Source organism: Paenibacillus sp. CH40, assembly GCF_024213605.1.
Lineage (GTDB): Bacteria > Bacillota > Bacilli > Paenibacillales > Paenibacillaceae > Paenibacillus > Paenibacillus polymyxa_B.
Map to the genome: position 1 here is coordinate 92,872 of NZ_JANAVQ010000004.1, position 25,180 is coordinate 118,051.

Below are 25,180 nucleotides of genomic sequence, written 5' to 3' on the forward strand. Positions count from 1 at the left end.
CGACTATACTTATTTTTTAGTAATTGGTAAATAGTTCTTTTTATCTGTTTATTTATAGCATCTAAGCTAAATATTTTATATTTTATTTTGTGTAGCAATGTAAAAATAGTTCGTAAGAACGCAAAAAGCCGTGATACCCCGTCGGCACCCCGGCTATAATGCATTTATCTAGCTCCAAACAAAACAAAAACCCTTGCGTCACAAGGGTTTCGAACTTCTTAAAACAGTAAGCGGGTGATGGGAATCGAACCCACGCTATCAGCTTGGAAGGCTGAAGTTCTACCATTGAACTACACCCGCATTTTATAACATCTCGATTCTTATGTATGACACGCTTAACCTATCGTCAACCAGCTGAATCAGGATGTTATTTAGTATAACTTACCTTTCAGCAAAATGCAAGCATACTACATACTATCCTGAGCCAGCCAATTCATAGGTTTACGTAAAAACAATTTTTCAAAGACTTCTGCAGGAATGGGGCGACTAAAGTAATATCCCTGACCCTCATGACAATCCTGTGCCTGCAAAAAATGAAGCTGCTCCTCATTTTCCACTCCTTCAGCCGTAACCTTCAGCTTCAAATGGTGAGCCATGGAAGCAATAGTAGATACAATTGCCGCATTTTTGCTGTCGACCAGTACCTCATTTACAAAGGAACGGTCAATTTTTAGACGATCAATCGGGAGATTCTTCAAATAATGCAATGAGCTATAGCCAGTTCCAAAATCATCAATACTGATTGCGACACCAATAGCCTTTATTTTTTTCAACTGTTCAAAGGCCCGATCCTTATCAAAGGTCATACTTTCGGTAATCTCAAGCTCTAGATAGCGTGCTTCAAGTTCCGTATAGGTCAAAATGCCCCGAATGACATCCACCAGCTTTTTTTGCTGAAATTGGCGCATGGATAAATTGACCGAAATCGGGATGGGTGGGTACCCGAGCTCCTGCCATTGCTTATTTTGCAGACAGGCCTCCCTTAACACCCATTCCCCCAAGGGCACAATTAAACCACTTTCTTCAGCCACCGGAATAAAATCGCCCGGCATCACCATCCCACGATGAGGATGATTCCATCGCACCAGCGCCTCCAAACTCGTTAGCTCGCCACTTTGCAGGTGGACACGTGGTTGATATACCAATGAAAATTCCTCATTTTCAAGTGCTCGCCGCAGATCATTTTCCAGCTGGAGTCTTTCATGCGCTCGCATCTGCATCGCGCTAGCATACCGCTGAAAATTCACTCCCTGCTCTTTGGCACTATGGACAGCCGTATCCGCCTGCTGAATAAGCTGTTCGCTCTGATTCGCATCCAACGGGTATAAAGCTATACCAACGCTCACCATCACATGATAGGATTCGCCATTAATATCGAAAGGCTGATCGAACAGCTTCACCATATCATCAATACGATTTCTCATAGCATCTGTATCTTCGTATCCCGTTAGAAGAAAGGCAAATTCATCTCCGCCCATGCTAAAGACAGCTTCCCCTTCATGGCTAAAATGCCCCAAGCGTTCGCCTACCGCATACAGCAAATAATTCCCTGCCATATGTCCAAGCGAATCATTAATCGCCTTGAAACGATCAATATTTAGCACTAAAAGCGCTACTGTCTCATCCGATTTCAATGATTTGCGCAATATTTTATCTAAGCGTTGGGAAAGGCGACGACGATTGGGGAGTCCTGTTATATCATCATTATAGGCAATGTGATTAAACTCAGATTCTGCTGCCTGCTTTTCACGATAAGGAACCAGAACCATCAACCGAACCAGCCCGCTCAACATATTATAAAATGCTACCGCGTTGGTCAAAAGTCCCAAAAGGTGATTAATATCGCTCATTTGCTCAGAAAATAAATAGAACAACTGACTCACAACACACAGCCCAATCCCACGAACAATAAGCAACATGCCCAACTCCGCCGGGCGGGCTTTCCGATATTTTCGCACCCCGAAAATAAAAGTGAGCACAAGCAGTAACATGACAGCCAGATTTAATGTCCAGCCCAGGTTGCCTATTTCGTATCGTATACGTAGATCCGGTAAGTCTGCACCAAATGTCTTAATAACTCCTAGAATCAGCAAAGTGCAGCCTATCCCTGCCCACAAAGCCACTGTCTTGTATTCAGACTTCGTCTTGCTAAACGGGAGGAAACAAACACATAAGAGCAAGACAGAAGTAAAGGCACGATTTACAAATAGCAGCCATAACGAAATGCCCGGAGACAAAGCAAAGTCTGTCAGGCTTACGAAACTAAACGAAACAATATGAACAAGGTAAAGCAGGCCAGCCACCAAAAACGTAGGGGCAATAAAAAGTCTCTGCAAGGATAACTTTTCCAGTAAAACGGACCAGGATTGATAAAAAATAGAAAAACAAATCGCAGCACAGGAAAATCCTACAATCGGATATAACAAGAAAAAAATATTATGGGAGTATATCTTATTCAAAGTTACGTGAAATAACTGAACCAAGACAAACAAAACTATCGAAGCAATGCCGATACCTATCGTTTTTTTTACTTCCAGCCGTATACTCATTCAGCCTCTTCAGCCCCCTGCATATCGGAGATTCCGATCATCTAAGACGTTTGACAGCTTTGGAAGCCGTTGTTTAAGTCTATAGTATCAAAAATAATGTTGTATTCTGGTATATAATAGCATTTAATCTGTGAAAGGTGAATCATTTTTTTGTCTTAAATTCATGAATTCATTTTCGCATTTACGCAAATAACCGAGCTTACAGCACCAAAAAAGCGCATCATCTTGTCAGATTATGCGCTTCAGACAACCTTTTCCAAAAAGGTGATACCTATACCCCAACGCTGCACAACATAAAAGAAATAGTATGTACAGGACCCCTCTGCGAAAACCTCCCCATATTAAACTACAGGAAGCGTGATTTTGAATTGTGTGCCACTTCCATGTTTACTGTCTACATGTATGAAGCCTCCGTGATTTTTGATAATTCGATAGCTCACAGCCAATCCCAATCCGGTTCCACTTTCTTTTGTTGTAAAAAAAGGATCAAATAAACGCGCCAATGTATTGTGATCCATACCTAATCCGTTATCTTCAATACAAATGTGGACATAATTACCCTCAAGCACTGTATGGATATCGATGCAGCCCTCTCGTTCCCCACTGATGCTTTCAATGGCATCCATCGCATTTTTAATCATATTGAGGATAACCTGCTTAATCTGCTTCACATCAATGGAAACCTTCATGAGCTCATCATTTTCGTCCAATGCAATCTGGCAACCCTTCATTAATGCTTCGCTTTCTGTCAGCATCACTACCTCTTTCAGCAAGCCCATCACAGATACAGCTGTCTTTTGCGGAGCCGAAGGCTTGGACGAATTTAAGAACTCATAAATAATGTCGTTCGCACGATCAATCTCTGTTAATATAATGCGGGCATACTCGTCCCTGCCCAACTCCACCAAATGTGGCCGAAGCAATTGAATAAAGCCCCGAATTGCGGTAAGCGGGTTACGGATTTCATGGGCGATAGAAGCAGAGATGCGTCCCAGCATCGCCAGCTTATCGTTTTGATACGCCGTCTGCTCAATCTGCTTATAATCCGACACATCCTTGACGCTAAACAAAAAATCCCCATCCATCTGATCACCATAAGTCACTGTTATCAACCAATGCCGACCATACTCATCAATCAACTCATGATAGCGCTTTCTATGAAAGATAGTTTCTTTATAAATCCGCATGATTTTCTTCTTCTTAAACCGACTTAACTCAGGATGATGCAAAATTTGCATCAAATTGCGACCTGCTAGCGAACTCCGTGGTAGCTCCAGCAATTTCGCCATTTGCACGTTAATAAAGGTCAGTACCCCGTCACTGTCAAACAGCATGATACCACTATCCAGGTTCTCCAGCACATTTTCATACTTGTTATTGGCGATCTGTGTGGAAGGACAAGCTCCCACGGTATCAAGCAAGGCTTCTTGGAATTCACTGATCATGCCAGGCTTCCCCCTTGTTTCGGAATGACAAACTGGCCGTTTCGGACGCGTAATAATCTTGAAGAAGAGAAAGGCATCTATCGACTACCCTTCATGATGTAGAAAACAGTTTCACAGAAATCCGACCATCTCTTTCCAATTCGAGTCTTATTTTATGATAGACAAGATTAAGGATCGCAGTCAATCGGAAAAAGTGTCGAATCCAAATTTTTATCCTGTTTTCTTTCGTCATAATATCTGCGCAACATTACCAAAATGAAAGATTACGTTAGGAACAAGCGCCCTACACACCAAAGAAGCTCTCCAGAATTGAGAGCTTCTTTGGTGTGTAGGATGTCAACTGCCGCTCTTATTATGTTGAAGTCGGGATCGTCTTTGGCTCATAACGGCCAGTCTTCTCTTAAGCTCTCCCTGCCATTTTTCATCATTCATCTGTTTGGCTACCATCAATAAATCCAGAGATATGTCAATTTGACGCTTCACAATTTCAAAGGCATCTTCACTTTCACGATTCACACAATTTTCAAATATCGTATCATCGTCTTCCATGACATAATCCTGAAAATCAATCTCGGTTGCCCCATCTCCATGTGCATATTCAGCCAGAATTTCATACTCATTTTCGACTTTATAATGAACTTCAATGCGACGACATACCGGGCAAAACAGCAAAGGAACATTATGAACTTGGGTGCGGTAATGCTTCAGCGTTCCCTTGGTTCCTACCATGCTTGCTCCACAGCAATAACTCATCCGGGCTCAGCCTCCTCTGAACAAAACCTGTTCTGCCTTGTTTATCTTCTACAATACCTTATTCGCTTTCATCAGGCAAAATTCCTCCAGAACACAACAACATTTCCATAATTATTTGTTACTTCACTCTATATTGTCTCATTTAAACAGGATATCCTCACATCTTGCGCTGCACAGAGCAGGCAAGCAAGCCCCCAATAACGGCAGAGTAACCGCTAGTTGGGGGCTTGCTTGTTTAATTTCAACTTATGAAGCTTATATTACAGATTTTGATCGCCTGGTTTCCAGTTCATTGGGCACAAGCCACCGGATTGCAAAGCTTGCAGTACACGCAAAGTTTCTTCCACACTGCGGCCTACGTCGTTGTGGTTAACCACTTGATATTTCAATTCGCCTTCTGGATCAATGATGAACAAGCCGCGCAATGCAACGCCTTCTTCTTCGATCAGAACGCCATAATCGCTCGCTGTTTTTTTCGTGATGTCAGAAGCCAATGGGAAGTTCAGTTTGCCCAGACCATTGTTTTCTTTAGCTGTGTTGATCCATGCTTTGTGGCTGTGCACGGAGTCTACACTGATACCCAGAATTTCAGTATCCAGCTCTTTGAATTGGTCAGCAGCATCGCTCAACGCTGTAATTTCCGTAGGGCACACAAAAGTGAAATCCAGTGGATAGAAGAAAAATACGAGCCACTTGCCACGGTAATCGGAAAGCTTCACCGAACCAAATTCTTGACCGTCTCCAGTTACTGTTTCCAATGCAAAATCAGGGGCGGGTCTTCCTACCAATCTTTCTGCCATAATAATGAAATCCTCCTTTAAAATATGTAAGAAAAACACCGAATGTGTTTTCCTCAATCATCTGTATTGTAATGGACAACTTACTTGATAAATGTTATCATTCGCTGAAATCAAAGTCAATATTATAACCATTACTTTTTTATAATTATTTTAAACTAGCTTAAAAATTCACGCTTTATTCACATTTTGAACTTTTGAATATACAAGTAGCTCCTGATTGCTCAGGAGCTACTGTGCTAAACATTTGTCGAAAAGGCTGTACTGTATAACCTTACTATATAATAGGAAGCTTTTTTTCAGAACAGGTGATTTACGGAGCTTTTAACGAATAGCTGCTGCGATCAGATCTCCCATTTGAGTTGTCGAGATCGCTTGAGATTTATCCACCGCAATATCCGCCGTACGGTGCCCTGCATCCAATACCTCAGCTACCGCTTTCTCAATGGCATCAGCTGCCTTCTCGTACCCAAAGGTGAGACGGAACATCAAAGCAACGGACAAAATCGTTGCAATGGGATTCGCCAGCCCTTGACCTGCAATGTCAGGCGCGGAGCCATGTACCGGCTCGTATAGGCCGAAGCTGCCTTCTCCAAGTGATGCGGAGGAGAGCATGCCGATGGATCCGGTCAGCATAGCCGCTTCATCACTGAGAATGTCACCAAACATATTTTCCGTCACGATGACGTCAAAGCTAGATGGACGACGCAGCAATTGCATGGCGCAGTTATCAACCAATACATGCTCCAGCTCGACATCCGGGTAGTCTACAGCAACCCGGTTAACTACTTCACGCCATAAACGGGAGGTTTCCAGTACATTAGCCTTATCCACCGATGCTAGTTTCTTGCGACGTTTTTGTGCAATTTCGAAAGATTGGCGCACTATACGCTCTACTTCTGTTACATTATATGCACAAGTATCGACTGCTTCCTCACCCTGAGGACTTTCTCGTCTGAACTTCTCACCGAAATAAATGCCGCCCGTCAGTTCGCGCACCACGATCAGGTCCGTTCCTTCCAACACTTCCGGTTTCAATGTAGATGCGTCCTTGAGACAGTCAAAGACGACAGCAGGACGAAGATTCGAAAACAGACCGAGCTCTTTACGAATGCCCAGCAGTCCAGTTTCAGGACGAAGCTCCTTTGGATTGTTGTCCCATTGTGGTCCTCCTACCGCTCCCAGCAGAACGGCATCTGCAGATTGACATACTGCCAGTGTTTCTTCCGGCAATGGTGTGCCCTTCTTATCAATCGCAATCCCGCCGAACAGCGCATGCTCCGTTTCAAATGAAAGGCCGAACACTTCTTCCGTACGTTTCAAAATTTTCTCTGCCTCTGCGACCACTTCAGGTCCAATTCCATCTCCCGCTATTACCGCAATCTTTTTAACGTCTGCCATCACGTACACTCCTCTTGTTATACAGCTATACAACCGTATTTTTCATACCTTCTTTGTAACATACATGGCAGGACTTTGACCAAGATATAGAATCTATCAATTCAATAGGCACAGCCTATAAGCTGATTTTTTCATCAGAGAAAAAAGAAAACAGGACCGGAAACATCCGATCCTGTATATATCCAACTCTTAAGTCCGATAAAATTAAGATTTATAATCTACGCGATTACTGTAATTTTTACGCTTGTCGATCAAACCATTTAGCGCATCTACGTAAGCCCGAGCACTTGCTTCCAGAATATCGGTACTTACCCCGCGTCCCTGCACAGACAGTCCGTTTTGCGTCAGCACTACATGGACTTCACCCAGGGCGTCCTTACCATGGGTAACTGACTTGATGGAGTAATCTGAAAGTACAACGCTTTCGTTGCTGGCTTGGTCAATCGCATTGTAGATCGCATCGACTGAACCATTTCCTTCAGCTTCTGTCTCGATAACCTGACCTTCATCGTTAACCAGATGCACTTGTGCGGAAGGCGTAGCTTTGTTTCCATAGGTAACAAAAATCGTTTCCAGCTTGAAGACTTCAGGTGCATCGGCCAATTTTTCTTCCAGCAATGCCAAAATATCATCGTCCGAAACTTCCTTCTTCTTATCAGCCAGATCCTTGAACTGCCCAAAAGCGCGATTCAGATCTTCTTCGTTCAATTCGTAGCCCAACTCGATCAAACGCTCACGGAAAGCATGCCGTCCTGAATGCTTGCCCAGTACCAGCTTGCTTTCTTTCAGACCGATACTTTCTGGTGTCATGATTTCATAAGTCGTTTTCTCTTTCAACATGCCGTCTTGATGAATACCTGATTCGTGCGCAAAAGCATTGGCTCCAACAATCGCCTTGTTGCCCGGCACTACCATCCCCGTCAAACGGCTAACCAAACGGCTCGTGCGTGCAATTTCAGACAATTGCAGAGACGTTTTGGCCTGAAAAAATTCCTGTCTCGTCTCCAGTGCCATGGCGATTTCCTCAATGGCCGTGTTTCCAGCGCGTTCACCAATACCGTTGATGGTTCCCTCGATCTGATCCGCGCCGTTCAGGATGGCAGCGAGTGTATTAGCAGTAGCCATTCCCAGGTCATTGTGGCAATGTGCACTCAATTGAATCTTCTCCACATCGACCACATTTTCCTTAATGTGTTTGAATATATTTCCATACTCGTAGGGTGTCAAGTAACCTACCGTATCTGGAATGTTGACGACAGAAGCCCCTTCTTGTACAGCCATGTTGACCATTTCAACCACAAAATCAAGCTCTGTACGACCTGCATCCTCCAAAGAAAACTCCACTTTAGGCAAATATTTCAACCCATAGCGTATGGCAGCACGAGCGGTTTCCAATACCTGTGCCTTCTCCATCCGCAGCTTATGCTGACGGTGAATAGGAGAAGTTGCCAAAAAGATATGGATACACGGGTCCTGAGCTCCCTTGAGTGCCTCGCGAACCGCATCAATATCCTGTTCCCTTGCACGCGAAAGACCAATAACCGTCGAATTTTTCACAGCTTTTGCTACTGCATTAACAGCCGCCAGATCACCCGGAGAAGCAGCCGGGAACCCAGCCTCCATACGATCGATTCCCAGCTTCTCCAACTGATGAGCGATCTCCACTTTCTCACGAGTATTCAAGTTCACGCCAGGTGACTGTTCTCCGTCTCTCAACGTTGTGTCAAATATATATATTTTGCGCAACCTAACGCACCTCCTCAGGATTAGGACCCTTAAATTACAATGCGGCTCACGCAATAAGCAGGGCCGCATTGTAATTAATATTTATAAATAATTCATGTTGTCGAGTTCATAGTACAAAAGATTATTACTTTTTGATCCAATGCATCATTTCACGCAATTGTCCGCCCACCACTTCAATCGGATGGTTAGCTTCATTACGACGAGTAGCCGTCAGGAATGCACGTCCAGATTGATTTTCAAGGATGAAGTCACGAGCAAATTTACCTTGTTGAATGTCAGTCAATACATCCTTCATGGCTTTCTTCGTATCTTCCGTTACCACGCGTGGTCCAGTTACATAATCGCCATATTCCGCTGTATTACTGATGGAATCACGCATCGTTGCCAATCCACCTTCATACATCAAGTCAACGATCAGCTTAAGCTCATGCAAGCATTCAAAGTATGCCATCTCAGGAGCATAACCTGCTTCAGTCAATGTTTCAAAGCCCGCTTTTACGAGTGCGCTCACGCCGCCACACAATACCGCCTGCTCACCGAACAGATCCGTCTCCGTTTCTTCACGGAAGGAGGTTTCAATTACGCCCGCACGTGTACAGCCAATGCCTTTTGCGTATGCAAGACCGATTTCTTTGGCTTGACCCGTTGCGTCCTGCTCAATTGCGATCAACCCTGGTACTCCAAACCCTTCTACATAGGTACGACGTACCATATGTCCTGGGGATTTTGGAGCAACCAGCAATACATCGCTATCTTTAGGAGCTACGATTTGTCCAAAATGAACGTTGAAACCATGGGAGAACAAAAGAGCTGCGCCTTTTTTCAGGTTAGGTTCAATTTCATTTTTGTACACAGAAGCTTGAGTTTCATCAGGTAACAAAATTTGAACCACATCTGCACGGCTTGTTGCATCAGCTACGTTCAGAACTTCAAAACCGTCGTTTCTTGCGACATCAGCTGATTTGCCTTCACGCAAACCAATAACAACATTCACACCACTGTCACGCAAGTTTTGTGCTTGAGCATGTCCTTGGCTACCGTAACCAATAACGGCCACTGTCTTTCCTTTCAATACGCTGAGTTCTGCATCTTTTTCGTAGTACGTTGTAACTGCCATGGTTAATTTCCTCCTTTTAATTGGACCCTTCATAATGAGCGGGTACCCCAAGAGACTTTCCCTCGTGCTCAGTATCTAAAAATCTCTTCGAGCCCCCGCTCTTATGCGGGCGGTTCTTTATTGATGTAATGCGCTATAAGCGGTAATTCGTTAAAGCTCCATATTAAGCATTGCCACGTATCATAGCTGTAACCCCGGTTCGAGTCAACTCCCGAATACCGTAAGGCTTCAACAACTCGATCATGGCATCAATTTTTTCTGTATCGCCAATGACCTGTACGATCAAGCTCGTCGTTCCAACATCAATTACAGCTGCTCTGAATGTTTCTACCACACCCATGATCTCTGGCCGCTGAGGCGGTTCTGCCTTTACCTTTATCATCGCCAATTCCCGAGCTACCATCGGCTTGGAACTGAGATCGATGACCTTGATCACATCAACCAGCTTGTAAAGCTGCTTTTCAATCTGCTCCAAGTTGTTCTCATCCCCTACAGTCACAATGACCATACGGGATAATCCAACTTCTTCCGATTGTCCCACAGTTATGCTCTCAATGTTAAAGCCTCGGCGACCGAACAGGCCGGACACACGTTGCAAAACGCCGGGTTGATCATTTACCAGTACAGCAATGGTATTTTTTGTTGTCATTTTACTCGTCCCCCATCAGCATTTGATCAATTGTCGAACCTTGCGTCACCATCGGATATACATTCTCTTCCTTGCTGACTACAAACTCGACAACGACCGGTCCGGGTGTATCAAGCGCCTCCTGCCAAGCCCGACGTGCCTCTTCCTTATTCGTAGCACGCAGTCCTTTGACTCCGTATGCTTCGGCAAGTTTCACAAAATCCGGACTTCCAGCCAGGTCAATGTGACTATACCGATTGTTATAGATCAATTCCTGCCATTGGCGAACCATTCCAAGAACCTGGTTGTTGATAATTACGATTTTAACCGGAATGTTATTGATTGCACAGATGGCTAATTCCTGCGAACACATCTGCATACCGCCGTCCCCGTTAATCGATATTACCAATCTGTCAGGATTTGCCATCTGAGCACCGATTGCAGAAGGGAAACCAAATCCCATCGTACCGAGTCCACCAGAGGTGACCCATGAACGTGGCTGATTGAATTTGTAATACTGTGCTGCCCACATTTGATGCTGTCCCACGTCCGTCGTTACGATTGCGCCGCCCTTGGTCGTTTCATCCAGCAACTCAACAACCCATTGTGGTTTAAGCACCGTTTCAGAATCCTTATATGAATAAGGTTTCTCTTTCTTCCAATGCTGAATTTGCGCTCTCCATGCATCAGCTCGATCCGCACGTTTCACATCCTGATTCAGCAATTCCAGCACTGCCTTCACGTCACCCACGATAGGAATATCCGCTGCAACATTTTTTCCAATTTCAGCAGGGTCGATATCAATGTGGACGATTTTAGCTTGAGGAGCAAACCCATCCAACTTGCCTGTTACCCGATCATCGAAGCGGGCTCCGATACAGATCAACAGATCTGACTGTTGAATCGCTTGATTGGAGGTGTATGTTCCATGCATCCCCGGCATCCCCGTCCACAGTTCATGTCCACTTGGGAAACCACCTAATCCGAGCAATGTTGTCGTAATAGGAATTTCCGTTTTACGAACAAACTCGTAAAGTGCTTCATGTCCACCGGAGTATACAACTCCTCCACCTGCCAGAATGAATGGACGTTCTGCTTCGGAAATAGCTTGAGTTAGCTTGTCTAGTTGAATTTTGTTGGGTATCACTTTCGGGTTATAACCCCGCATGGTCACAGGTTCCGTTTGTGGAACAAACAACGTCTGGGCTGCAGAAATATCCTTCGGAATATCAATCAGCACCGGTCCCTTGCGCCCTGTGTTGGCAATATGAAATGCCTCATGGATGATTCGCGGCAGATCCTCTACATCTCTTACCAGATAGCTGTGCTTCGTAATCGGCATTGTAATTCCCGTGATATCGGCTTCCTGGAAAGCATCCGTACCGATCAGGGAAGATATAACGTTACCCGTGATGACCACTAACGGCACCGAATCCATAAAAGCCGTCGCAATACCAGTTACCAGGTTTGTCGCTCCAGGTCCGGAAGTGGCGATACAGACACCCACTTTACCGCTCGCCCGTGCATAACCATCTGCCGCATGAATAGCTCCTTGCTCGTGACGAGTGAGGACATGCTTGAAATCCTTAAAGCCATACATGGCATCATAGATATAAAGCACTGCACCACCAGGATATCCGAAGACACAATCTACTCCCTCCAGCAACAGGCTACGGAGTAAAATTTCCGAACCTGTAATCACTTCAGGCTTCATCCACTTTTCACGTAATTCATTGGTTGACCTAACTTCAGGAATTTGTGCACTCATTGGTCATCCTCCTTTACAAAATTTACATACATCTGACATTTGTAAAAACAAAAAAACCTTTCATCCCTAGAACAGACTTGCTGTTACTGAGGGACGAAAGGCTGTAGCTTCCGTGGTACCACCCGTGTTTGCCCGATATTTCGCAATATCGAACCTTGGCAGGTACAGAAATCACAAAGGATCTCCATATCTGGCGTCTGTAACGTAGACCGTACGATTTTCCCTAATAGGTGATTCAGCGCACCGTTAATATCATCGGGCCCAAATACTTTTCAGGAAAACAGCTCCAAGGTGAGCTCGTTAAAAAGGGATTTTGGTGAAGCTTGCAGCTAATGCCTCACTCTCTGAACAAAAGAGCCCTAATCACTTCGTCCTCTTCATTGCCGTTGAGTTCATGTCATTCTTTCAAATGTTTAGACACATTATATGTCTCTCATCTGGGATAGTCAATACCCATATTTCATAAAAATTTATGTTTCTTTTCTGAAGCACCTCAGAGTCGCACGCTTGTAAGAGGTACCCGCATATTATAAAAAAGACCACACGGTGAGACAGTGCACTCCTCCAAAGCCACGTCTTATCTTGTTAAAAGGGTAGAAAAGGAGGCCCGTTTATGATTCGAAAACGCAGCTATCAAGATGACAGCATTATCTTTCGTCTCATCGAGCAAGAGCTTGTCCCCCTATCGCATTTAAGTGCCCAAGAAATGGAACAAATACGCAAAGAATTACCCCGGCGCTTAAACCGGGGCATCACTTTTGTGGCTTGCAGACCGGATAATGCACAGGTTGTTGGCTTCATTCATGTTATGCTGCATGGCGAACTATTATACATTGATTTGATCGCAATCTCTTCAGCTCATCAAGGTATGCGATACGGAAAAAAACTGCTGGAGCATGCCGAACACTACGGACGACTGCGTCGCTGCAAGCGGGCTAAAGTTATGGTGGACGAAGACAATATCAGGGGGATCCATTTTTATCTGCGTCATCAATATCAAATGCTGCGCTACGTAGCTCTGAGCCGATGCCACGAACTCGAAAAGTCACTGTAAAAAGTATCTTTTTCGAGCTCAAGATTTTGTATGACTAAAATAAATTAGGGTAATACGGATATCCTACTCCGGGGTACCCCCCGTCTGTATACGGGCCTGGCTGCGGACCATATCCTGGTCCTCCATAACCTGGACCGTAGCCACCATATCCCCCACCATAGGCACCAATGTATGGAGCTGTGCCGATGGCAAGCAAGTCAAACAGCACCAGAGGAATAATCGCCTTCGTGTTTACTTTTTTCTTGCGGTTTGGTTGAAGAACCAGTCGGTTACCCGAAATGCGAATCAGCTTGCCGCTGACCTGGGAACCATCCTTGCGAGTAGCAAAGATGACTTTGCCAACAAGCTTCTCCACCTGCTTTCTGGTTACTGCCTGTTTCATCGTATTTCCTCCTTCTTTCTCAACGGATGGACAGATTGAACGGCTCCTTGATAGCTCATCACCACCACAAAATAGACCGGAGCTGACAGGGGCCGAGCGTCCCGTCCAATCTGCATAGCACAGTCTATTCCATTCATGCCAGTGGCGTATGTTTAAATGCCTGCACAATATAAAAAAATCTGGTACCTGCACATGCAGATACCAGATTTTTTATACACCAATGTACATTTTCAAAACATACACATCAGCTGTTTATAAGTTTTAACGCTTGCTTGGATCATAAAGTTGACCCAAAGCGGCCGGAGCACGTGAACGTCCGACAGCCGCTACCAGTACAATAATCGTTAGGAGATATGGCAACATAAAAATAATTTCCTGGGGAATACTTTGGGACCATGCGAACAGCTGCACATAGTTGCGAATGGCTTGTGAAAAACCAAAAAACACTGCTGCGCCAAAAGCGCCGAGCGGATTCCATTTACCGAAAATCATAGCGGCAATAGCAATATATCCCTGCCCCGAAACTGTATTGTGCGAGAACATATTCGTTGTAGTCAGGGTGATGGTAGCACCACCAATCCCAGCCAACGCCCCACTGATCATAACACCAATATAACGAAGACGATTCACTTTAATTCCCACTGTATCGGCCGCTCCTGGATGCTCCCCAACGGAACGCAAACGTAAGCCAAACGGTGTTTTATACAAGGTGAAATATCCAATAATAACCAATATAATGGCTAGATATGTCGTTGGGTAAGCTTGGAAAAAGGCTTTTCCTGCAATCGGGATATCCACAAGGTAAGGGATGGATATTTCGTTGAAACCCTGAATCCGACCCGTGTCACCATCACCCTCAAATAAAAGCTTGACCATGTACAGTGTACTACCTGCTGCCAAAAAGTTGATAACTATACCACTTATTACCTGATCGGCTTTAAACGTAATAGAGGCCACAGCATGAATTAGCGAAACCAGAATACCGAACACCGCAGCTGACAGCACACCTACCCAAGCCGCAGAGGTGCCTCCTAGTCCAGCTTGCTCGGCATAAAATCCGCCAACACCCGCTGCAAACGCTCCAAATACCATAAGTCCTTCCAACCCGAGGTTCGTTACACCGGATTTTTCTGAAAAAACTCCGCCGAGAGACGCAAAAATAATCGCCGTCGCAAAAACGAGCGTTGTATGGATTAATTCACCAAGTGTTAACCAACTCATTTTACAACACCTTCTCTTTCTTCCGCTTGGAGTAGAGCGGCTTCACAACCCAACGTACAATACCTTGGGCCGCAATGAAGAAAATAATCGAGCCAATGACAACCCGGATAATTTCGGGCGGTACATCTGCGCTAAAGCTCATCCCCGCAGAACCATACGTAAGCGTTCCGAACAAAACAGAACCGAGCAGCACACCGAATGGGTTATTCATCCCAATCAGAGCTACAGCGATACCGTCAAAGCCGGTTCCCGGTGATCCTGCCATGACAGATTGATAATGGAATACTCCTAGTACTTCAAAGGCGCCTGCCAATCCGGCAAAAACTCCACTAATGAACATCGCTTTTATGATATTACGATTTACATTCATACCTGCATAGCGGGATGCATCCTGATTAAATCCGACAGCCCGAAGCTCATAGCCTTGCTTTGTTTTCCACATGAAAATGTAGAAAAAGACTGCCGCCAGCACAGCAATAACCGTACCCCAATGTACCCGAGCATTCCCCATCATCTGGGACAGCCATTCGATGGAAATTGAAGCAGAAGGCTGAATATCCACAGAACGATTTTCACCATCCATAAGTGCGAACTGATTGATCACCAAATTAGCCAAATACAGACCGATCCAGTTCATCATAATACATGTAATAACTTCATTCACGCCTCGTTTGGCCTTCAAATAGCCAGCAATCGCAGCCCACAGGCCTCCGAAAACTGCACCTGCAATCACAGCCAACGGTGCATGTATGATAGCTGGCAACCCATGGAGTTTAATGCCCACAATCGAAGCAGCTGTCATACCTACCAGAAACTGACCTTCGCCGCCAATATTAAACAATCCGGCGCGGGCCGCAAAAGCAAATGCCAACCCCGTTAAAACCAGCGGAGTCATCTCACGGATAGCCTCTCCAAAGTTATAAGAATCTCCGTATACACGGCTAAACAAAGCAGAATAGGCCACAATAGGGTCATACCCGCCAATCAGCATCACAATAGCACCCAGAAGGAGACCCAAAATAATAGAGACCAGCGCCAGTACAAAGGAGTCTTTTGTGAATATTTTCAATAGATTAGCCATTCTCTACTCCTTTCTTCACTGCACTTCCTGCCATCATCAGTCCCAGTTCCTGGTCATTCGTTTCTTCTGGCAGCACTTCCCCGACAATCTTGCCCTCATAGATGACAGCAATTCGGTCGGATACATTCATAATCTCATCCAGTTCAAAAGATATGAGCAACACAGCTTTACCTTGGTCCCGCTGGGCAATCAGTTGTTTCTGGACAAATTCAATAGCTCCGACATCCAGACCGCGTGTAGGCTGTGCTGCAATGAGAAGGTCTGGATTTTTATCAATTTCACGCGCAATGATAGCCTTCTGCTGGTTCCCACCAGATAATGCTCTTGCCTTCGTGTGAATATCCGGTGTTCTTACATCAAACTTTTCGATAAGACTTTTGGCCTGTTTCTCTATAGCATCTTTGTTCAAGAAGCCATTTTTACTGTAAGGCGCCTGGTAATACGTCTCCAGCACCATATTTTCACTCATAGAAAAATCGAGCACCAACCCATGCTTATGACGGTCCTCCGGTATATGTGAAACGCCTGCCTCTGAAATTTTGCGTGGTGGCTGATTGGCCACCTCTTGTCCGAGCAAACGGATGCTTCCGCCATCCACTCTGCGTAAGCCTGTCAAAGCTTCAATCAGCTCACTCTGTCCATTTCCATCTACTCCGGCAATCCCCAAAATCTCGCCCGCCTTGACCTGCAGGTTCAACTCATTTAGAACATTAATGCCATCCTTGTTTTTAGAAATTACATTGTTCATTTCCAGTACCGTTTGTCCTGGTTGCGCAAGCTGCTTGTCCACTTTAAAGGACACACGACGGCCCACCATTTTCTCAGCCAGCTCATTTGGTGTTGTTTCAGACGTCTTGACCGTATCAATAACCTGACCTCGGCGAATGATCGTAACGGTATCTGCAATTTGCATGATTTCTTTAAGTTTATGAGTAATAAGAATAATTGATTTGCCTTCAGCGACCAAGCGCTTCATAATGTCCAGCAACTCAGTGATCTCCTGCGGTGTCAGTACAGCTGTAGGCTCATCGAAAATCAGAATATCTGCACCGCGATAGAGCGTTTTGATAATTTCTACACGTTGCTGCATACCAACAGATATATCCTCAATTTTGGCATTCGGATTTACCTGAAGACCATACTGCTCAGACAACCGCTGTACTTCTGCGGCAGCCTTTTTATAATTGATTTTCAGACCCTTACGTGGCTCCGAGCCCAGGACAATATTTTCGGTAACGGTAAACGGCTGTACGAGTTTAAAATGCTGATGCACCATGCCAATCCCCAGATCAATCGCCTTATTTGGACTATCAATCTGTACGGGTTTACCTCCGATTTCAATTGTCCCTTCATCCGGCTGATACAGTCCGAAAAGAATATTCATAAGCGTAGATTTACCCGCGCCATTCTCACCCAAAAGGGCATGAATTTCTCCCTTATGCAGCTTGATGCTGATGGAGTCGTTGGCAACGATGCCGGGGAATCGTTTTGTAATTTGCTTTAACTCAACGACGGGGGTCGCTGCATCCATGAGATCACCCTTATACACTTTATAGTATGTGCTCCAATGAGCTGATTTTGCCCGTTATAATCCATATAACTCCAGACGTAAGAACAAGGCTAGTCTTATGAACCAGCCTTGTCGCTACTTCTATGTTCTTCAAGCCAAAACTTATTTCGAAGGAACTGTAATTTCGCCCTTAATAATTTTTTGCTTGTATTGTTCTACAAGATCAAGCACGTCTTTAGGTACGTTTTTCGTTGATGTGTCTGCCAAACCAATACCATTATCCTTCAGAGCCAGTGTCTCGACACCGCCCTTAAATTTACCATCAATTACTTCTTTAGATACGCGTTTTACAGCTTCATCTACACGTTTTACCATCGAAGTCAATGTTACGTCGTCACCAAACTCAAGCGATTGGTCTTTATCTACGCCAATAACCCATACTTGCTGGCCTTGTTGCTTACGTGCGAGTGCTTCATTAAATACACCTGTACCAGATCCACCAGCTGCATGGAAAATAATATCCGCACCGCTGTTATAGATCGTCGCTGCTGCTGCTTTACCCAGGTCCGGCTTATCAAATGCACCTGTGTAGTTAACTTCCAATTTTGCATTTGGATTTACAGCTTTAATTCCTGCTTCGAATCCTTTTTCAAAACGTTTGATCAATGGGCTGTCTTGTCCACCCACAAAACCAATTTTGTTTGTTTTGGTAAGCTTACCAGCTACAACTCCCACCAAGAAGGAACCTTCATTTTCAGCAAAAACAACCGATTTTACGTTAGGCGCATCCACGACACTGTCAATGATCGCCAAATTCTTGCTTGGGTTGTCTTTCGCTACTTGTCCAATCGCATTCGCCAGATTAAAACCGATTCCCCAAGTCAGGTTAAAATCACCCTTAACAAATTGGTTCAGGTTAGGAATATAATCTTGATCGGATTTACTTTGCAGGTATTTAACTTTAACGCCCGATTCTTTCTCAGTGGCTTGTAGTGCCTCCCAAGCAGATTGGTTAAACGATTTGTCGTTTACTCCACCCACATCTGTAACCATGCCGATTTGGACATTCGATGTTTTGGCAGAACCACCTGTGTCTCCACCATTTGCGTTGGACGCACCTTGATTTTTGTTACCGCAGCCTGCGAGAATGACCGAGATCGCCAGCAGCATAACCAAAGACATACTGAACATTTTCTTCATGCTGATACTGTTCCCCCTTAGTGTTAGATCCCTGGACTGTCTCTTTTCTTTGAACATGTACATGCTCATTGCATGTCATTTACTGACGAGACAGATCGTACAGAAGACTTACTTTAGAGATTATACAATTATGATCGGCTAAAATCTAGACAATTAATAACCTTGGGTCAATTTTTTTTAAAATCTCATCAATGTAAGCGTTACAAAGTTAAAAAAAACATACATTCTTCCATCTCACGTCATATTTATTCGTATTTTGGAGAAAACGAAGTCTTTTCCGTAACATTGAGTATGTACAAAAAAAGGCATCCCTACACAGCGTACTGCTTGGGATACCTTTTTACCGCTTTCGCGGTTTCCACGCCTTCATTATTAATAATTAAGCGTTGATTTTGCCTTTAGCAACAGTTGCCAAAGAGTTGAATGCATTAATATCATTGACTGCAAGATCAGCCAAGATTTTGCGGTTAATGTCCACACCAGCCAATTTCAGACCGTGCATCAATTTGCTGTAAGACAAACCGTTCAAACGAGCTGCTGCGTTGATACGCACGATCCACAGTCTGCGGAAGTTACGTTTCGTCTGACGACGGTCACGGTATGCGTAAACAAGCGATTTCATTACCTGCTCGTTAGCTGTTTTAAAAATGCGGTGTTTGGAACCAAAATAACCTTTAGCAAGCTTCAATACTTTTTTATGACGACGACGAACGACGAATCCGCCCTTTACTCTTGCCATATCAATAGACCTCCCAAATAATGTTTATACTTCATTCATTGCAGTGCTAGTGCTATTTCAGGTTAGCAAGACCTTGTTTCAGACGCTTAACGTCCCCAGGTGCCATCTCAGGGTTAGTACCCAGAACGCGTTTTGCACGTTTGGATTTGTGGGAAAGCAAATGGTTTTTGTAAGCTTTGTAACGCATTACTTTACCAGTACCGGTAATTTTGAAGCGGCCTTTAAGGCTGCTATGTGTTTTCATTTTAGGCATTGAACTTCCTCCTTAATTTGTCATTGACTCTTTGGAGCCAATATCATAATCATGCTGCGTCCTTCGAGCTTGGGTTGGCGCTCCACGGTACAAAGATCAGCAACTTCCAATTTCACACGTTCGAGAATTTTTTGACCCACATTAGCATGGGTAATTTCACGACCGCGGAAACGAACGGAGCATTTCACCTTGTCCCCTTCATTCAGGAACTTTACCACATTGCGAAACTTGGTTTGGTAGTCATGTTCCTCGATGTTGGAACGGAACCATACCTCTTTGATGTCAACGATCTTCTGGTTTTTACGGGCTTCCTTTTCTTTCTTCTGTTGCTCATAGCGGAATTTACCGTAATCCATAATCCGACACACGGGCGGCTTCGCTTGAGGCGCCACGTTTACGAGATCCAAGTTTGCGTCAATCGCCATTTGCAAAGCTTCACGCGTCGGTGTAATCCCGATTTGTTCCCCATTCGCACCAACTAGACGTACTTCTCTCACCCGAATCTCATCATTGATCATATGTTCCTTACTAATAACCCTCCACCTCCAGAACCTGTTATTGTTGTATTGTGTTTAAGCACAAAAAAGGGATGACGACTATACAGCCGACATCCCTGTCTGATACTCAATTCATCATGAAAGTTCAATTCACAAATCATTGGATCATGACCAGCCGGCAATACCGGGCAGGTGAGAAGTCGGACCTTCTACTTGTTAATCCATACTTTTCAATTAACATACTCAAATATCTTATCACGGTGCAATCGAGGTGTCAACACTTTAATAAAAAATGAATGACACCGATCTTCAGTCCTATTTCACCGTCCAATTAACCTTGCTTGCTCTGAACCTCTTCCAGGCGAACGACACGCGTATGCTGGGTATGGCTCCATTGCTTGTTGTTCTGTGTAAAGAACGCATAGAACGTAATCGGATACCACGAGACCAGATATACCGGGAATAGCAGCAGGTACAGATATACTTTTTTGAACGTGACCTTTTCCAAAATCATTGCGATCACAAAGGTAGCAATATTCAGACCCACAGCTATAGCACCGGTCCAAGCCGGGAATTGCACATAAATATTTTCGATATTAGGTCCACCAAATAACGCAATATCTATCCACATAGCTACTGTCATCAAGAAGGTGAGCAGTACGATATACACGTTTAGACCATAAAGAGCCATATCGAATTTAATCAGGCTTCTATGCTTGATACTTTGCCACAGCAACGGGAAGAAATAACGACGAGCAACCGTGAAATGACCTTGCATCCAGCGCAGACGCTGTCTGGACGAAGCTTTGAACGTCAACGGCTTTTCATCATATACCTTGGCATCGTAATTAAATCTTGGATATACGTTGCGTTGTGTGCAGCGCATGGTGAATTCCAAATCCTCTACGAGACTTGTTGCACCCCAGCCCATTTCCTTAAGCAGATTTGTTTCAAAGCACATGCCTGTACCACCGAGGAAATTAGCCATGTTCAGATTGTGACGTGACAGCTGCCACAAACGGTTGATGTACCAATAAGATACCCCGTATGCCGCTGTAATCCAAGAATCCTCAGGATTCTTAGTATCAATGTACCCCTGAATAACACGGGCACCTGTACACAGATCATTGTTCATTTCACTCAAGAAATTGGTATGCGCCAAATTGTCAGCATCAAACATGACAATGGCATCATATTGGCGCGGCATAGCCCATAATTCCTTGAGCATCCACTCAATAGCGTAGCCTTTACCACGCAGATTTGGATTCGTACGTTCACAAGCATTCATGCCGTGAGCGCGAACAATATCCGCAGTCTTATCTGTGCAGTTATCACAGATTACGAACACATCGTAAAGTTCCTTCGGATAATCAAGTTGCTTCAAATTTTCCATCAATGCTCCGACAACCTGTTCTTCATTGTGGGCAGCGACTAAAATGGCAAATGATTTTTCTGGAGCCGCGTGCTCTTTCCTTTTCTTGCGAACCAATCCGAACAAGGAGAATGCAAACTGATAGACTGCGATCACCGCCAGTATGACCTGGAGCGTCACGAAAATAGCGTCTAACATGATCTCTTGTTACCCCCTTTTTTATACCCCTTAAAATCTTGCGTTTGTTTGTTTTCTATCTGTGTAGCGCAAGTTGCGGCGCTTTGCGCGCCTTTTCTGTAGTTTTTGACCCGACCCTTGCTTTCTTCATTGGCTGTGCGCAGCCCCCTTTTGGCTGACACAGGAATGCCATTACGATTTTCGTTGGTTTTCAATCTTTTGTCAAAGCCCTTAAACCGGTCTCAGCAGCAAAAAAACACAACAAACTCCCGTTTGAACCGAGAATGCGGCGCTGGTCTTCTCATTGGTGACGCTTAGGTCTTATTTTCATCCATTTGCTAACTTTTTATTTCTTTGGTCCCTCCTTTTTGTGGGCCAATTAGCAACCACTTCTAAACACTCTATCTTATTAGACGGATGAACGCAAAGAAAGTTATACAATTTGGCTTATATTCCATTAACATTTTTGTGTAGAATTGAACCAAGTAAGTTATGAATCTTTAGTGATTCTTGAAATGAACAGCGTTTAAAAATATGATGAGAGCAAGAGAATAATTACTTATGGTCTGATTATGTCAAAACGACTCAAAATATTTGCCGACTGACCTGAACCGGCAACCGGAGGAAACCAAATGCAACGTCTAGTCGTAAAACTTGTAAATCTGGAGCAGCAGTTGTTCAAATGGATCAACGGACGCTTACACAACCGTTTTTTGAACTTCTGGCTTTATTATCTCACACATTTAGGCGGGGCTACCTTTACTATAGCCTCCACACTCCTTATTTGGTGGCTCGCTCCGAATCCGTGGAAAGATACCGGTATGAAGGGAGCCATCGCTCTCGGGGTCAGTCACATCCCCGTAGCTATCGTTAAAAAGCTGTACCCGCGGATTCGCCCGTATTTGGCGCTACCAGGTACAAATACATTCCGCAACCCCTTGTCGGACCATTCTTTTCCCTCAGGGCACACGACCGCTATTTTTTCAGCTACCGTGCCTTTCATGCTACAGTCACCGATGCTAACATTGCTGCTGTTGCCTGTAGCGACAATTGTTGGTTTTTCTCGAATTTATCTGGGTCTTCACTACCCAACGGATGTACTCGCAGGAGCGGTCATCGGAACGTCTGCAGCAATAGGAACGGTTGCATTCTGGCCTTAAAGCCGATATGGTATGATTGAGAACATCCCAGCAGGAACAGGTGAAATGAGAGTGGCTAAAAAACGAGTGTTATTATTATCGGAAGGTTTCGGTGCCGGACATACTCAAGCTGCCTACGCGCTCTCAAGCAGTTTGCGGAAGCTTTCTCCGAATGTGCAGACCAGAGTGCTGGAGCTGGGGAGTTTTTTGAATCCAAGAATGGCCCCGCTTATTATTACAGCATACAAGAAGACTGTTGTATCGCAGCCTCGTCTAGTCGGATTGGTTTACCGTCATCAGTACAAAAAATCATTAAACCGTCTTACAACGCTCGCTTTGCACCGTCTGTTCTACACGCAGACCCGAAACATTCTCCGGCAGCTTCGTCCCGATTTGGTGGTATGTACTCATCCCATCCCAAGCGCGGTAATTTCACGTTTGAAGCGCTTAGGCTTACATGTTCCGCTTTGTACTGTCATTACAGACTACGATGCACATGGAACATGGATTAGTCCCGAGGTTGACCGGTACTTTGTATCTACGCCTGAAGTCATGCGTAAGCTGCGCGCACGCGGAGTATCCGTCTCGAAAATCCAGGTGACCGGTATTCCCGTTCATCCAAATTTTTGGGAACATCCTGGGCACGATGAAATTAGAGAACAATTTGGACTTAAACCCATCCCGACCGTACTCGTTATGGGTGGCGGCTGGGGCCTTATGAATGACGAAGTCATACATCGTTCGCTTACTCAGTGGAGAGATAACATTCAATTTATTTTTTGTTTGGGGCATAATGATAAAATTCGTCGTAAAATGCAGTTGGATCCCAGGTTTAATCATCCAAATATTCATATCTTCGGATTTACACGGGAAATCGACAAATTAATGGAGGTATCGAATCTGCTCATCACCAAACCCGGCGGAATGACATGCACCGAGGGATTGGCCAAAGGGATTCCGATGCTGTTTCACAAACCTCTCCCTGGACAGGAGGAGGAAAATTGTCAATACTTTACGGCTCAAGGCTTCGGAGAACCGATTACTTCGCTGGATGTTGTCGTTAAATGGATGAACCGACTGCTACACGATTTTCCAGAAATCGTCCGCAAGCGACAGGAGCACGTCCATAATGTAGCGCGATATTATCCTCTTCAGAGCGCACAGAGTATTTTGGATATACTGGAACCGAACAGGGTGCTTTCCTAATAAGGAAGCACCCTGTCTTATTTTATCCATTTGATCTGTTTTTATTTCCCGTACTTTTCAAGGCGTGTTTTTCCGTACTCTTCCAAAGCATCTTTGCCGATCAGCACCTCGACTCGATGAATATTCATACCCTTGCCCATAAACTTTTGTTCATATTCCGTCATGACATGCTCCTCGTTAATCCCCTCACGATGAAGGTTTAACGAAATATTCGTCATCTGCAAACCGCTATCGGCAAACGAATTCAGAGAAAACTCAAACAGTGTCTCCGAATCGGTCTTAAAATGAATTTGTCCTTTGCTGTTCAAAAGCTGACGGTACTTGTCCAAAAAACGCGGATGCGTCAAACGACGACGTGCATGTTTGGCTTTAGGCCAGGGATCACTAAAATTCAGATAAATGCGTTCAATCTCTTCTGGTTCAAAAACATTTTCGATCTGTTCAATGTTTGCCAGTGCCAATTTGATATTAGGCGGCGTATCAACCTCTGAATTACTCCAGGCCAGACGAGACTTTTCTGTTGCACGGCGAACCAGCTCATCATACATATCAAAGCCAATATAGTTAACCTCCGGATTCCGGAAGCTCATTTGGCTTATAAATTGCCCTTTACCCATACCGAACTCTACATGAATGGGACGATCATTACCAAAAAGCTGCTGCCATTTCCCCTTATACTGTGCTGGCTCCAAGATGACTAGGTCCTGCTGTTCTTCCAGACTTTCCCGAATTCCTTTTCTTCCGCGTAAACGCATGTTACTCCTCCATATACTCTGTTATCAAGGAAAAAGGAATTTCACCCCCGCTTGAAGATACGGAAATGAAATTCCTTTTTCAATATATTTGGATTGGGGTCCAACTAATTTAATTGTTCATAGTCTACCCCATCAGCAGGTGAAAAATCAATTGTCTTTTGGCAAGCCGCTCTGATTTTTTGACGTGCGGTCGTTCCAATCTGACGATCCTGCCCAAAACGGACACCAGTCAATGCCAACGCCTCATCAAAGGTTAACTCAACAGTAACTTTATCCATACGCGTCTTATCCTGCGCATTCATAAAAGATCACCTCACGGGTTATTTGTGATGGAACCGACGTGCACTTACCCTAAAACAGGCGATAGAAACAGCATAGCTGCCTCCCTGA

Annotated in this window: 23 protein-coding genes and 1 tRNA gene; 3 read left to right on the forward strand and 21 right to left on the reverse strand. The window is 44.5% G+C overall.

Translation table 11 applies throughout. The annotated features are described in order from the left end of the window. Positions 1–229: 229 nt before the first annotated feature. The 10 genes from NLX73_RS13615 to ilvB all read right to left on the reverse strand — a co-directional run bounded on the left by NLX73_RS13615 (position 230) and on the right by ilvB (position 12,204). Positions 230–300, reverse strand: a tRNA-Gly gene (locus tag NLX73_RS13615). A gap of 107 nt (positions 301–407) precedes the next feature. After that, positions 408–2,549, reverse strand: a complete 2,142-nt coding sequence (locus NLX73_RS13620; RefSeq protein ID WP_254326433.1) for a bifunctional diguanylate cyclase/phosphodiesterase — start codon at positions 2,547–2,549, stop codon at positions 408–410. Between the two features lie 341 nt (positions 2,550–2,890). Next, a complete protein-coding gene (locus NLX73_RS13625) occupies positions 2,891–3,994 on the reverse strand; it encodes an ATP-binding protein (RefSeq protein WP_165176165.1) in 1,104 nt (367 codons plus the stop codon). A 336-nt stretch (positions 3,995–4,330) separates the two neighbouring features. After that, positions 4,331–4,747, reverse strand: coding sequence for a hypothetical protein (locus tag NLX73_RS13630; protein WP_013309391.1), 417 nt, complete (start codon positions 4,745–4,747; stop codon positions 4,331–4,333). Positions 4,748–5,007: 260 nt separating this feature from the next. Continuing rightward, positions 5,008–5,547, reverse strand: a complete 540-nt coding sequence (locus tag NLX73_RS13635; protein ID WP_023987763.1) for a peroxiredoxin — start codon at positions 5,545–5,547, stop codon at positions 5,008–5,010. A 321-nt stretch (positions 5,548–5,868) separates the two neighbouring features. Beyond that, entirely contained in the window at positions 5,869–6,945 is a 1,077-nt protein-coding gene (leuB, locus tag NLX73_RS13640; protein WP_076158045.1) for a 3-isopropylmalate dehydrogenase, read from the reverse strand. Positions 6,946–7,149: 204 nt separating this feature from the next. After that, positions 7,150–8,691 carry a 2-isopropylmalate synthase gene (locus NLX73_RS13645; protein ID WP_254326434.1) on the reverse strand — a complete coding sequence of 514 codons (1,542 nt, stop codon included), beginning with the start codon at positions 8,689–8,691 and terminating at the stop codon, positions 7,150–7,152. A 124-nt stretch (positions 8,692–8,815) separates the two neighbouring features. Next, positions 8,816–9,808 carry a ketol-acid reductoisomerase gene (ilvC, locus tag NLX73_RS13650; RefSeq protein ID WP_013309387.1) on the reverse strand — a complete coding sequence of 331 codons (993 nt, stop codon included), beginning with the start codon at positions 9,806–9,808 and terminating at the stop codon, positions 8,816–8,818. Positions 9,809–9,971: 163 nt separating this feature from the next. Beyond that, positions 9,972–10,457, reverse strand: coding sequence for an acetolactate synthase small subunit (ilvN, locus tag NLX73_RS13655; protein WP_023987760.1), 486 nt, complete (start codon positions 10,455–10,457; stop codon positions 9,972–9,974). Position 10,458: 1 nt separating this feature from the next. Further along, positions 10,459–12,204: a biosynthetic-type acetolactate synthase large subunit gene (gene ilvB, locus NLX73_RS13660; protein ID WP_061829126.1), complete on the reverse strand. Its 1,746-nt coding sequence runs from the start codon at positions 12,202–12,204 to the stop codon at positions 10,459–10,461. Between the two features lie 613 nt (positions 12,205–12,817). On the opposite strand from ilvB, the gene NLX73_RS13665 reads away from it, so the two are divergent. Next, a complete protein-coding gene (locus NLX73_RS13665; protein WP_061829125.1) occupies positions 12,818–13,258 on the forward strand; it encodes a GNAT family N-acetyltransferase in 441 nt (146 codons plus the stop codon). Positions 13,259–13,292: 34 nt separating this feature from the next. Here NLX73_RS13665 and NLX73_RS13670 read toward each other — a convergent pair whose 3' ends face one another. The 9 genes from NLX73_RS13670 to NLX73_RS13710 all read right to left on the reverse strand — a co-directional run bounded on the left by NLX73_RS13670 (position 13,293) and on the right by NLX73_RS13710 (position 21,711). Next, positions 13,293–13,640 (reverse strand): hypothetical protein, encoded by a 348-nt coding sequence (locus NLX73_RS13670; protein WP_023987757.1) that lies wholly within the window; start codon positions 13,638–13,640, stop codon positions 13,293–13,295. A 261-nt stretch (positions 13,641–13,901) separates the two neighbouring features. Further along, on the reverse strand, positions 13,902–14,861 hold the full coding sequence (locus tag NLX73_RS13675; protein ID WP_254326435.1) for an ABC transporter permease: 960 nt from the start codon (positions 14,859–14,861) through the stop codon (positions 13,902–13,904). 1 nt (position 14,862) lies between these two features. Further along, a complete protein-coding gene (locus NLX73_RS13680; RefSeq protein WP_039269736.1) occupies positions 14,863–15,942 on the reverse strand; it encodes an ABC transporter permease in 1,080 nt (359 codons plus the stop codon). Beyond that, positions 15,935–17,473, reverse strand: coding sequence for an ABC transporter ATP-binding protein (locus NLX73_RS13685; protein WP_165176173.1), 1,539 nt, complete (start codon positions 17,471–17,473; stop codon positions 15,935–15,937). The genes NLX73_RS13680 and NLX73_RS13685 overlap by 8 nt, the downstream gene beginning before the upstream one ends. Before the next feature lie 141 nt (positions 17,474–17,614). Continuing rightward, positions 17,615–18,652 (reverse strand): BMP family lipoprotein, encoded by a 1,038-nt coding sequence (locus tag NLX73_RS13690; protein WP_061829124.1) that lies wholly within the window; start codon positions 18,650–18,652, stop codon positions 17,615–17,617. Positions 18,653–19,031: 379 nt separating this feature from the next. Then, on the reverse strand, positions 19,032–19,391 hold the full coding sequence (gene rplT / locus NLX73_RS13695; protein ID WP_007429517.1) for a 50S ribosomal protein L20: 360 nt from the start codon (positions 19,389–19,391) through the stop codon (positions 19,032–19,034). A gap of 52 nt (positions 19,392–19,443) precedes the next feature. Beyond that, complete coding sequence (gene rpmI, locus NLX73_RS13700) at positions 19,444–19,644, reverse strand: 50S ribosomal protein L35 (RefSeq protein ID WP_013309379.1); 201 nt, start codon at positions 19,642–19,644, stop codon at positions 19,444–19,446. A 20-nt stretch (positions 19,645–19,664) separates the two neighbouring features. Next, complete coding sequence (gene infC, locus NLX73_RS13705; protein WP_013309378.1) at positions 19,665–20,162, reverse strand: translation initiation factor IF-3; 498 nt, start codon at positions 20,160–20,162, stop codon at positions 19,665–19,667. 310 nt (positions 20,163–20,472) lie between these two features. After that, on the reverse strand, positions 20,473–21,711 hold the full coding sequence (locus tag NLX73_RS13710) for a glycosyltransferase family 2 protein (protein ID WP_061829123.1): 1,239 nt from the start codon (positions 21,709–21,711) through the stop codon (positions 20,473–20,475). A 611-nt stretch (positions 21,712–22,322) separates the two neighbouring features. On the opposite strand from NLX73_RS13710, the gene NLX73_RS13715 reads away from it, so the two are divergent. Both NLX73_RS13715 and NLX73_RS13720 read left to right on the forward strand, forming a co-directional pair. Continuing rightward, entirely contained in the window at positions 22,323–22,850 is a 528-nt protein-coding gene (locus NLX73_RS13715) for a phosphatase PAP2 family protein (RefSeq protein WP_061829122.1), read from the forward strand. 51 nt (positions 22,851–22,901) lie between these two features. Beyond that, positions 22,902–24,035 carry an MGDG synthase family glycosyltransferase gene (locus NLX73_RS13720; RefSeq protein ID WP_414126425.1) on the forward strand — a complete coding sequence of 378 codons (1,134 nt, stop codon included), beginning with the start codon at positions 22,902–22,904 and terminating at the stop codon, positions 24,033–24,035. A 41-nt stretch (positions 24,036–24,076) separates the two neighbouring features. On the opposite strand, the gene trmB is transcribed toward NLX73_RS13720, so the two are convergent. Then, the gene (gene trmB, locus NLX73_RS13725; protein ID WP_203055901.1) at positions 24,077–24,790 is read right to left on the reverse strand and encodes a tRNA (guanosine(46)-N7)-methyltransferase TrmB; all 714 of its coding nucleotides are present in this window, start codon (positions 24,788–24,790) and stop codon (positions 24,077–24,079) included. A 104-nt stretch (positions 24,791–24,894) separates the two neighbouring features. Next, on the reverse strand, positions 24,895–25,092 hold the full coding sequence (locus tag NLX73_RS13730) for a hypothetical protein (RefSeq protein WP_013309373.1): 198 nt from the start codon (positions 25,090–25,092) through the stop codon (positions 24,895–24,897). Positions 25,093–25,180 lie beyond the last annotated feature (88 nt).

What these genes read in the sequence shown, in the direction of transcription:
- NLX73_RS13620 (WP_254326433.1), bottom strand. Translation starts at nt 2,549, where the DNA reads ATGAGTATACGGCTGGAAGTAAAAAAAACGATAGGTATCGGCATTGCT.
- NLX73_RS13625 (WP_165176165.1), bottom strand. Translation starts at nt 3,994, where the DNA reads ATGATCAGTGAATTCCAAGAAGCCTTGCTTGATACCGTGGGAGCTTGT.
- NLX73_RS13630 (WP_013309391.1), bottom strand. Translation starts at nt 4,747, where the DNA reads ATGAGTTATTGCTGTGGAGCAAGCATGGTAGGAACCAAGGGAACGCTG.
- NLX73_RS13635 (WP_023987763.1), bottom strand. Translation starts at nt 5,547, where the DNA reads ATGGCAGAAAGATTGGTAGGAAGACCCGCCCCTGATTTTGCATTGGAA.
- leuB (WP_076158045.1), bottom strand. Translation starts at nt 6,945, where the DNA reads ATGGCAGACGTTAAAAAGATTGCGGTAATAGCGGGAGATGGAATTGGA.
- ilvC (WP_013309387.1), bottom strand. Translation starts at nt 9,808, where the DNA reads ATGGCAGTTACAACGTACTACGAAAAAGATGCAGAACTCAGCGTATTG.
- ilvN (WP_023987760.1), bottom strand. Translation starts at nt 10,457, where the DNA reads ATGACAACAAAAAATACCATTGCTGTACTGGTAAATGATCAACCCGGC.
- ilvB (WP_061829126.1), bottom strand. Translation starts at nt 12,204, where the DNA reads ATGAGTGCACAAATTCCTGAAGTTAGGTCAACCAATGAATTACGTGAA.
- NLX73_RS13665 (WP_061829125.1), top strand. Translation starts at nt 12,818, where the DNA reads ATGATTCGAAAACGCAGCTATCAAGATGACAGCATTATCTTTCGTCTC.
- NLX73_RS13670 (WP_023987757.1), bottom strand. Translation starts at nt 13,640, where the DNA reads ATGAAACAGGCAGTAACCAGAAAGCAGGTGGAGAAGCTTGTTGGCAAA.
- NLX73_RS13675 (WP_254326435.1), bottom strand. Translation starts at nt 14,861, where the DNA reads ATGAGTTGGTTAACACTTGGTGAATTAATCCATACAACGCTCGTTTTT.
- NLX73_RS13680 (WP_039269736.1), bottom strand. Translation starts at nt 15,942, where the DNA reads ATGGCTAATCTATTGAAAATATTCACAAAAGACTCCTTTGTACTGGCG.
- NLX73_RS13685 (WP_165176173.1), bottom strand. Translation starts at nt 17,473, where the DNA reads ATGGATGCAGCGACCCCCGTCGTTGAGTTAAAGCAAATTACAAAACGA.
- NLX73_RS13690 (WP_061829124.1), bottom strand. Translation starts at nt 18,652, where the DNA reads ATGAAGAAAATGTTCAGTATGTCTTTGGTTATGCTGCTGGCGATCTCG.
- rplT (WP_007429517.1), bottom strand. Translation starts at nt 19,391, where the DNA reads ATGGCAAGAGTAAAGGGCGGATTCGTCGTTCGTCGTCGTCATAAAAAA.
- rpmI (WP_013309379.1), bottom strand. Translation starts at nt 19,644, where the DNA reads ATGCCTAAAATGAAAACACATAGCAGCCTTAAAGGCCGCTTCAAAATT.
- infC (WP_013309378.1), bottom strand. Translation starts at nt 20,162, where the DNA reads ATGATCAATGATGAGATTCGGGTGAGAGAAGTACGTCTAGTTGGTGCG.
- NLX73_RS13710 (WP_061829123.1), bottom strand. Translation starts at nt 21,711, where the DNA reads ATGTTAGACGCTATTTTCGTGACGCTCCAGGTCATACTGGCGGTGATC.
- NLX73_RS13715 (WP_061829122.1), top strand. Translation starts at nt 22,323, where the DNA reads ATGCAACGTCTAGTCGTAAAACTTGTAAATCTGGAGCAGCAGTTGTTC.
- trmB (WP_203055901.1), bottom strand. Translation starts at nt 24,790, where the DNA reads ATGCGTTTACGCGGAAGAAAAGGAATTCGGGAAAGTCTGGAAGAACAG.
- NLX73_RS13730 (WP_013309373.1), bottom strand. Translation starts at nt 25,092, where the DNA reads ATGAATGCGCAGGATAAGACGCGTATGGATAAAGTTACTGTTGAGTTA.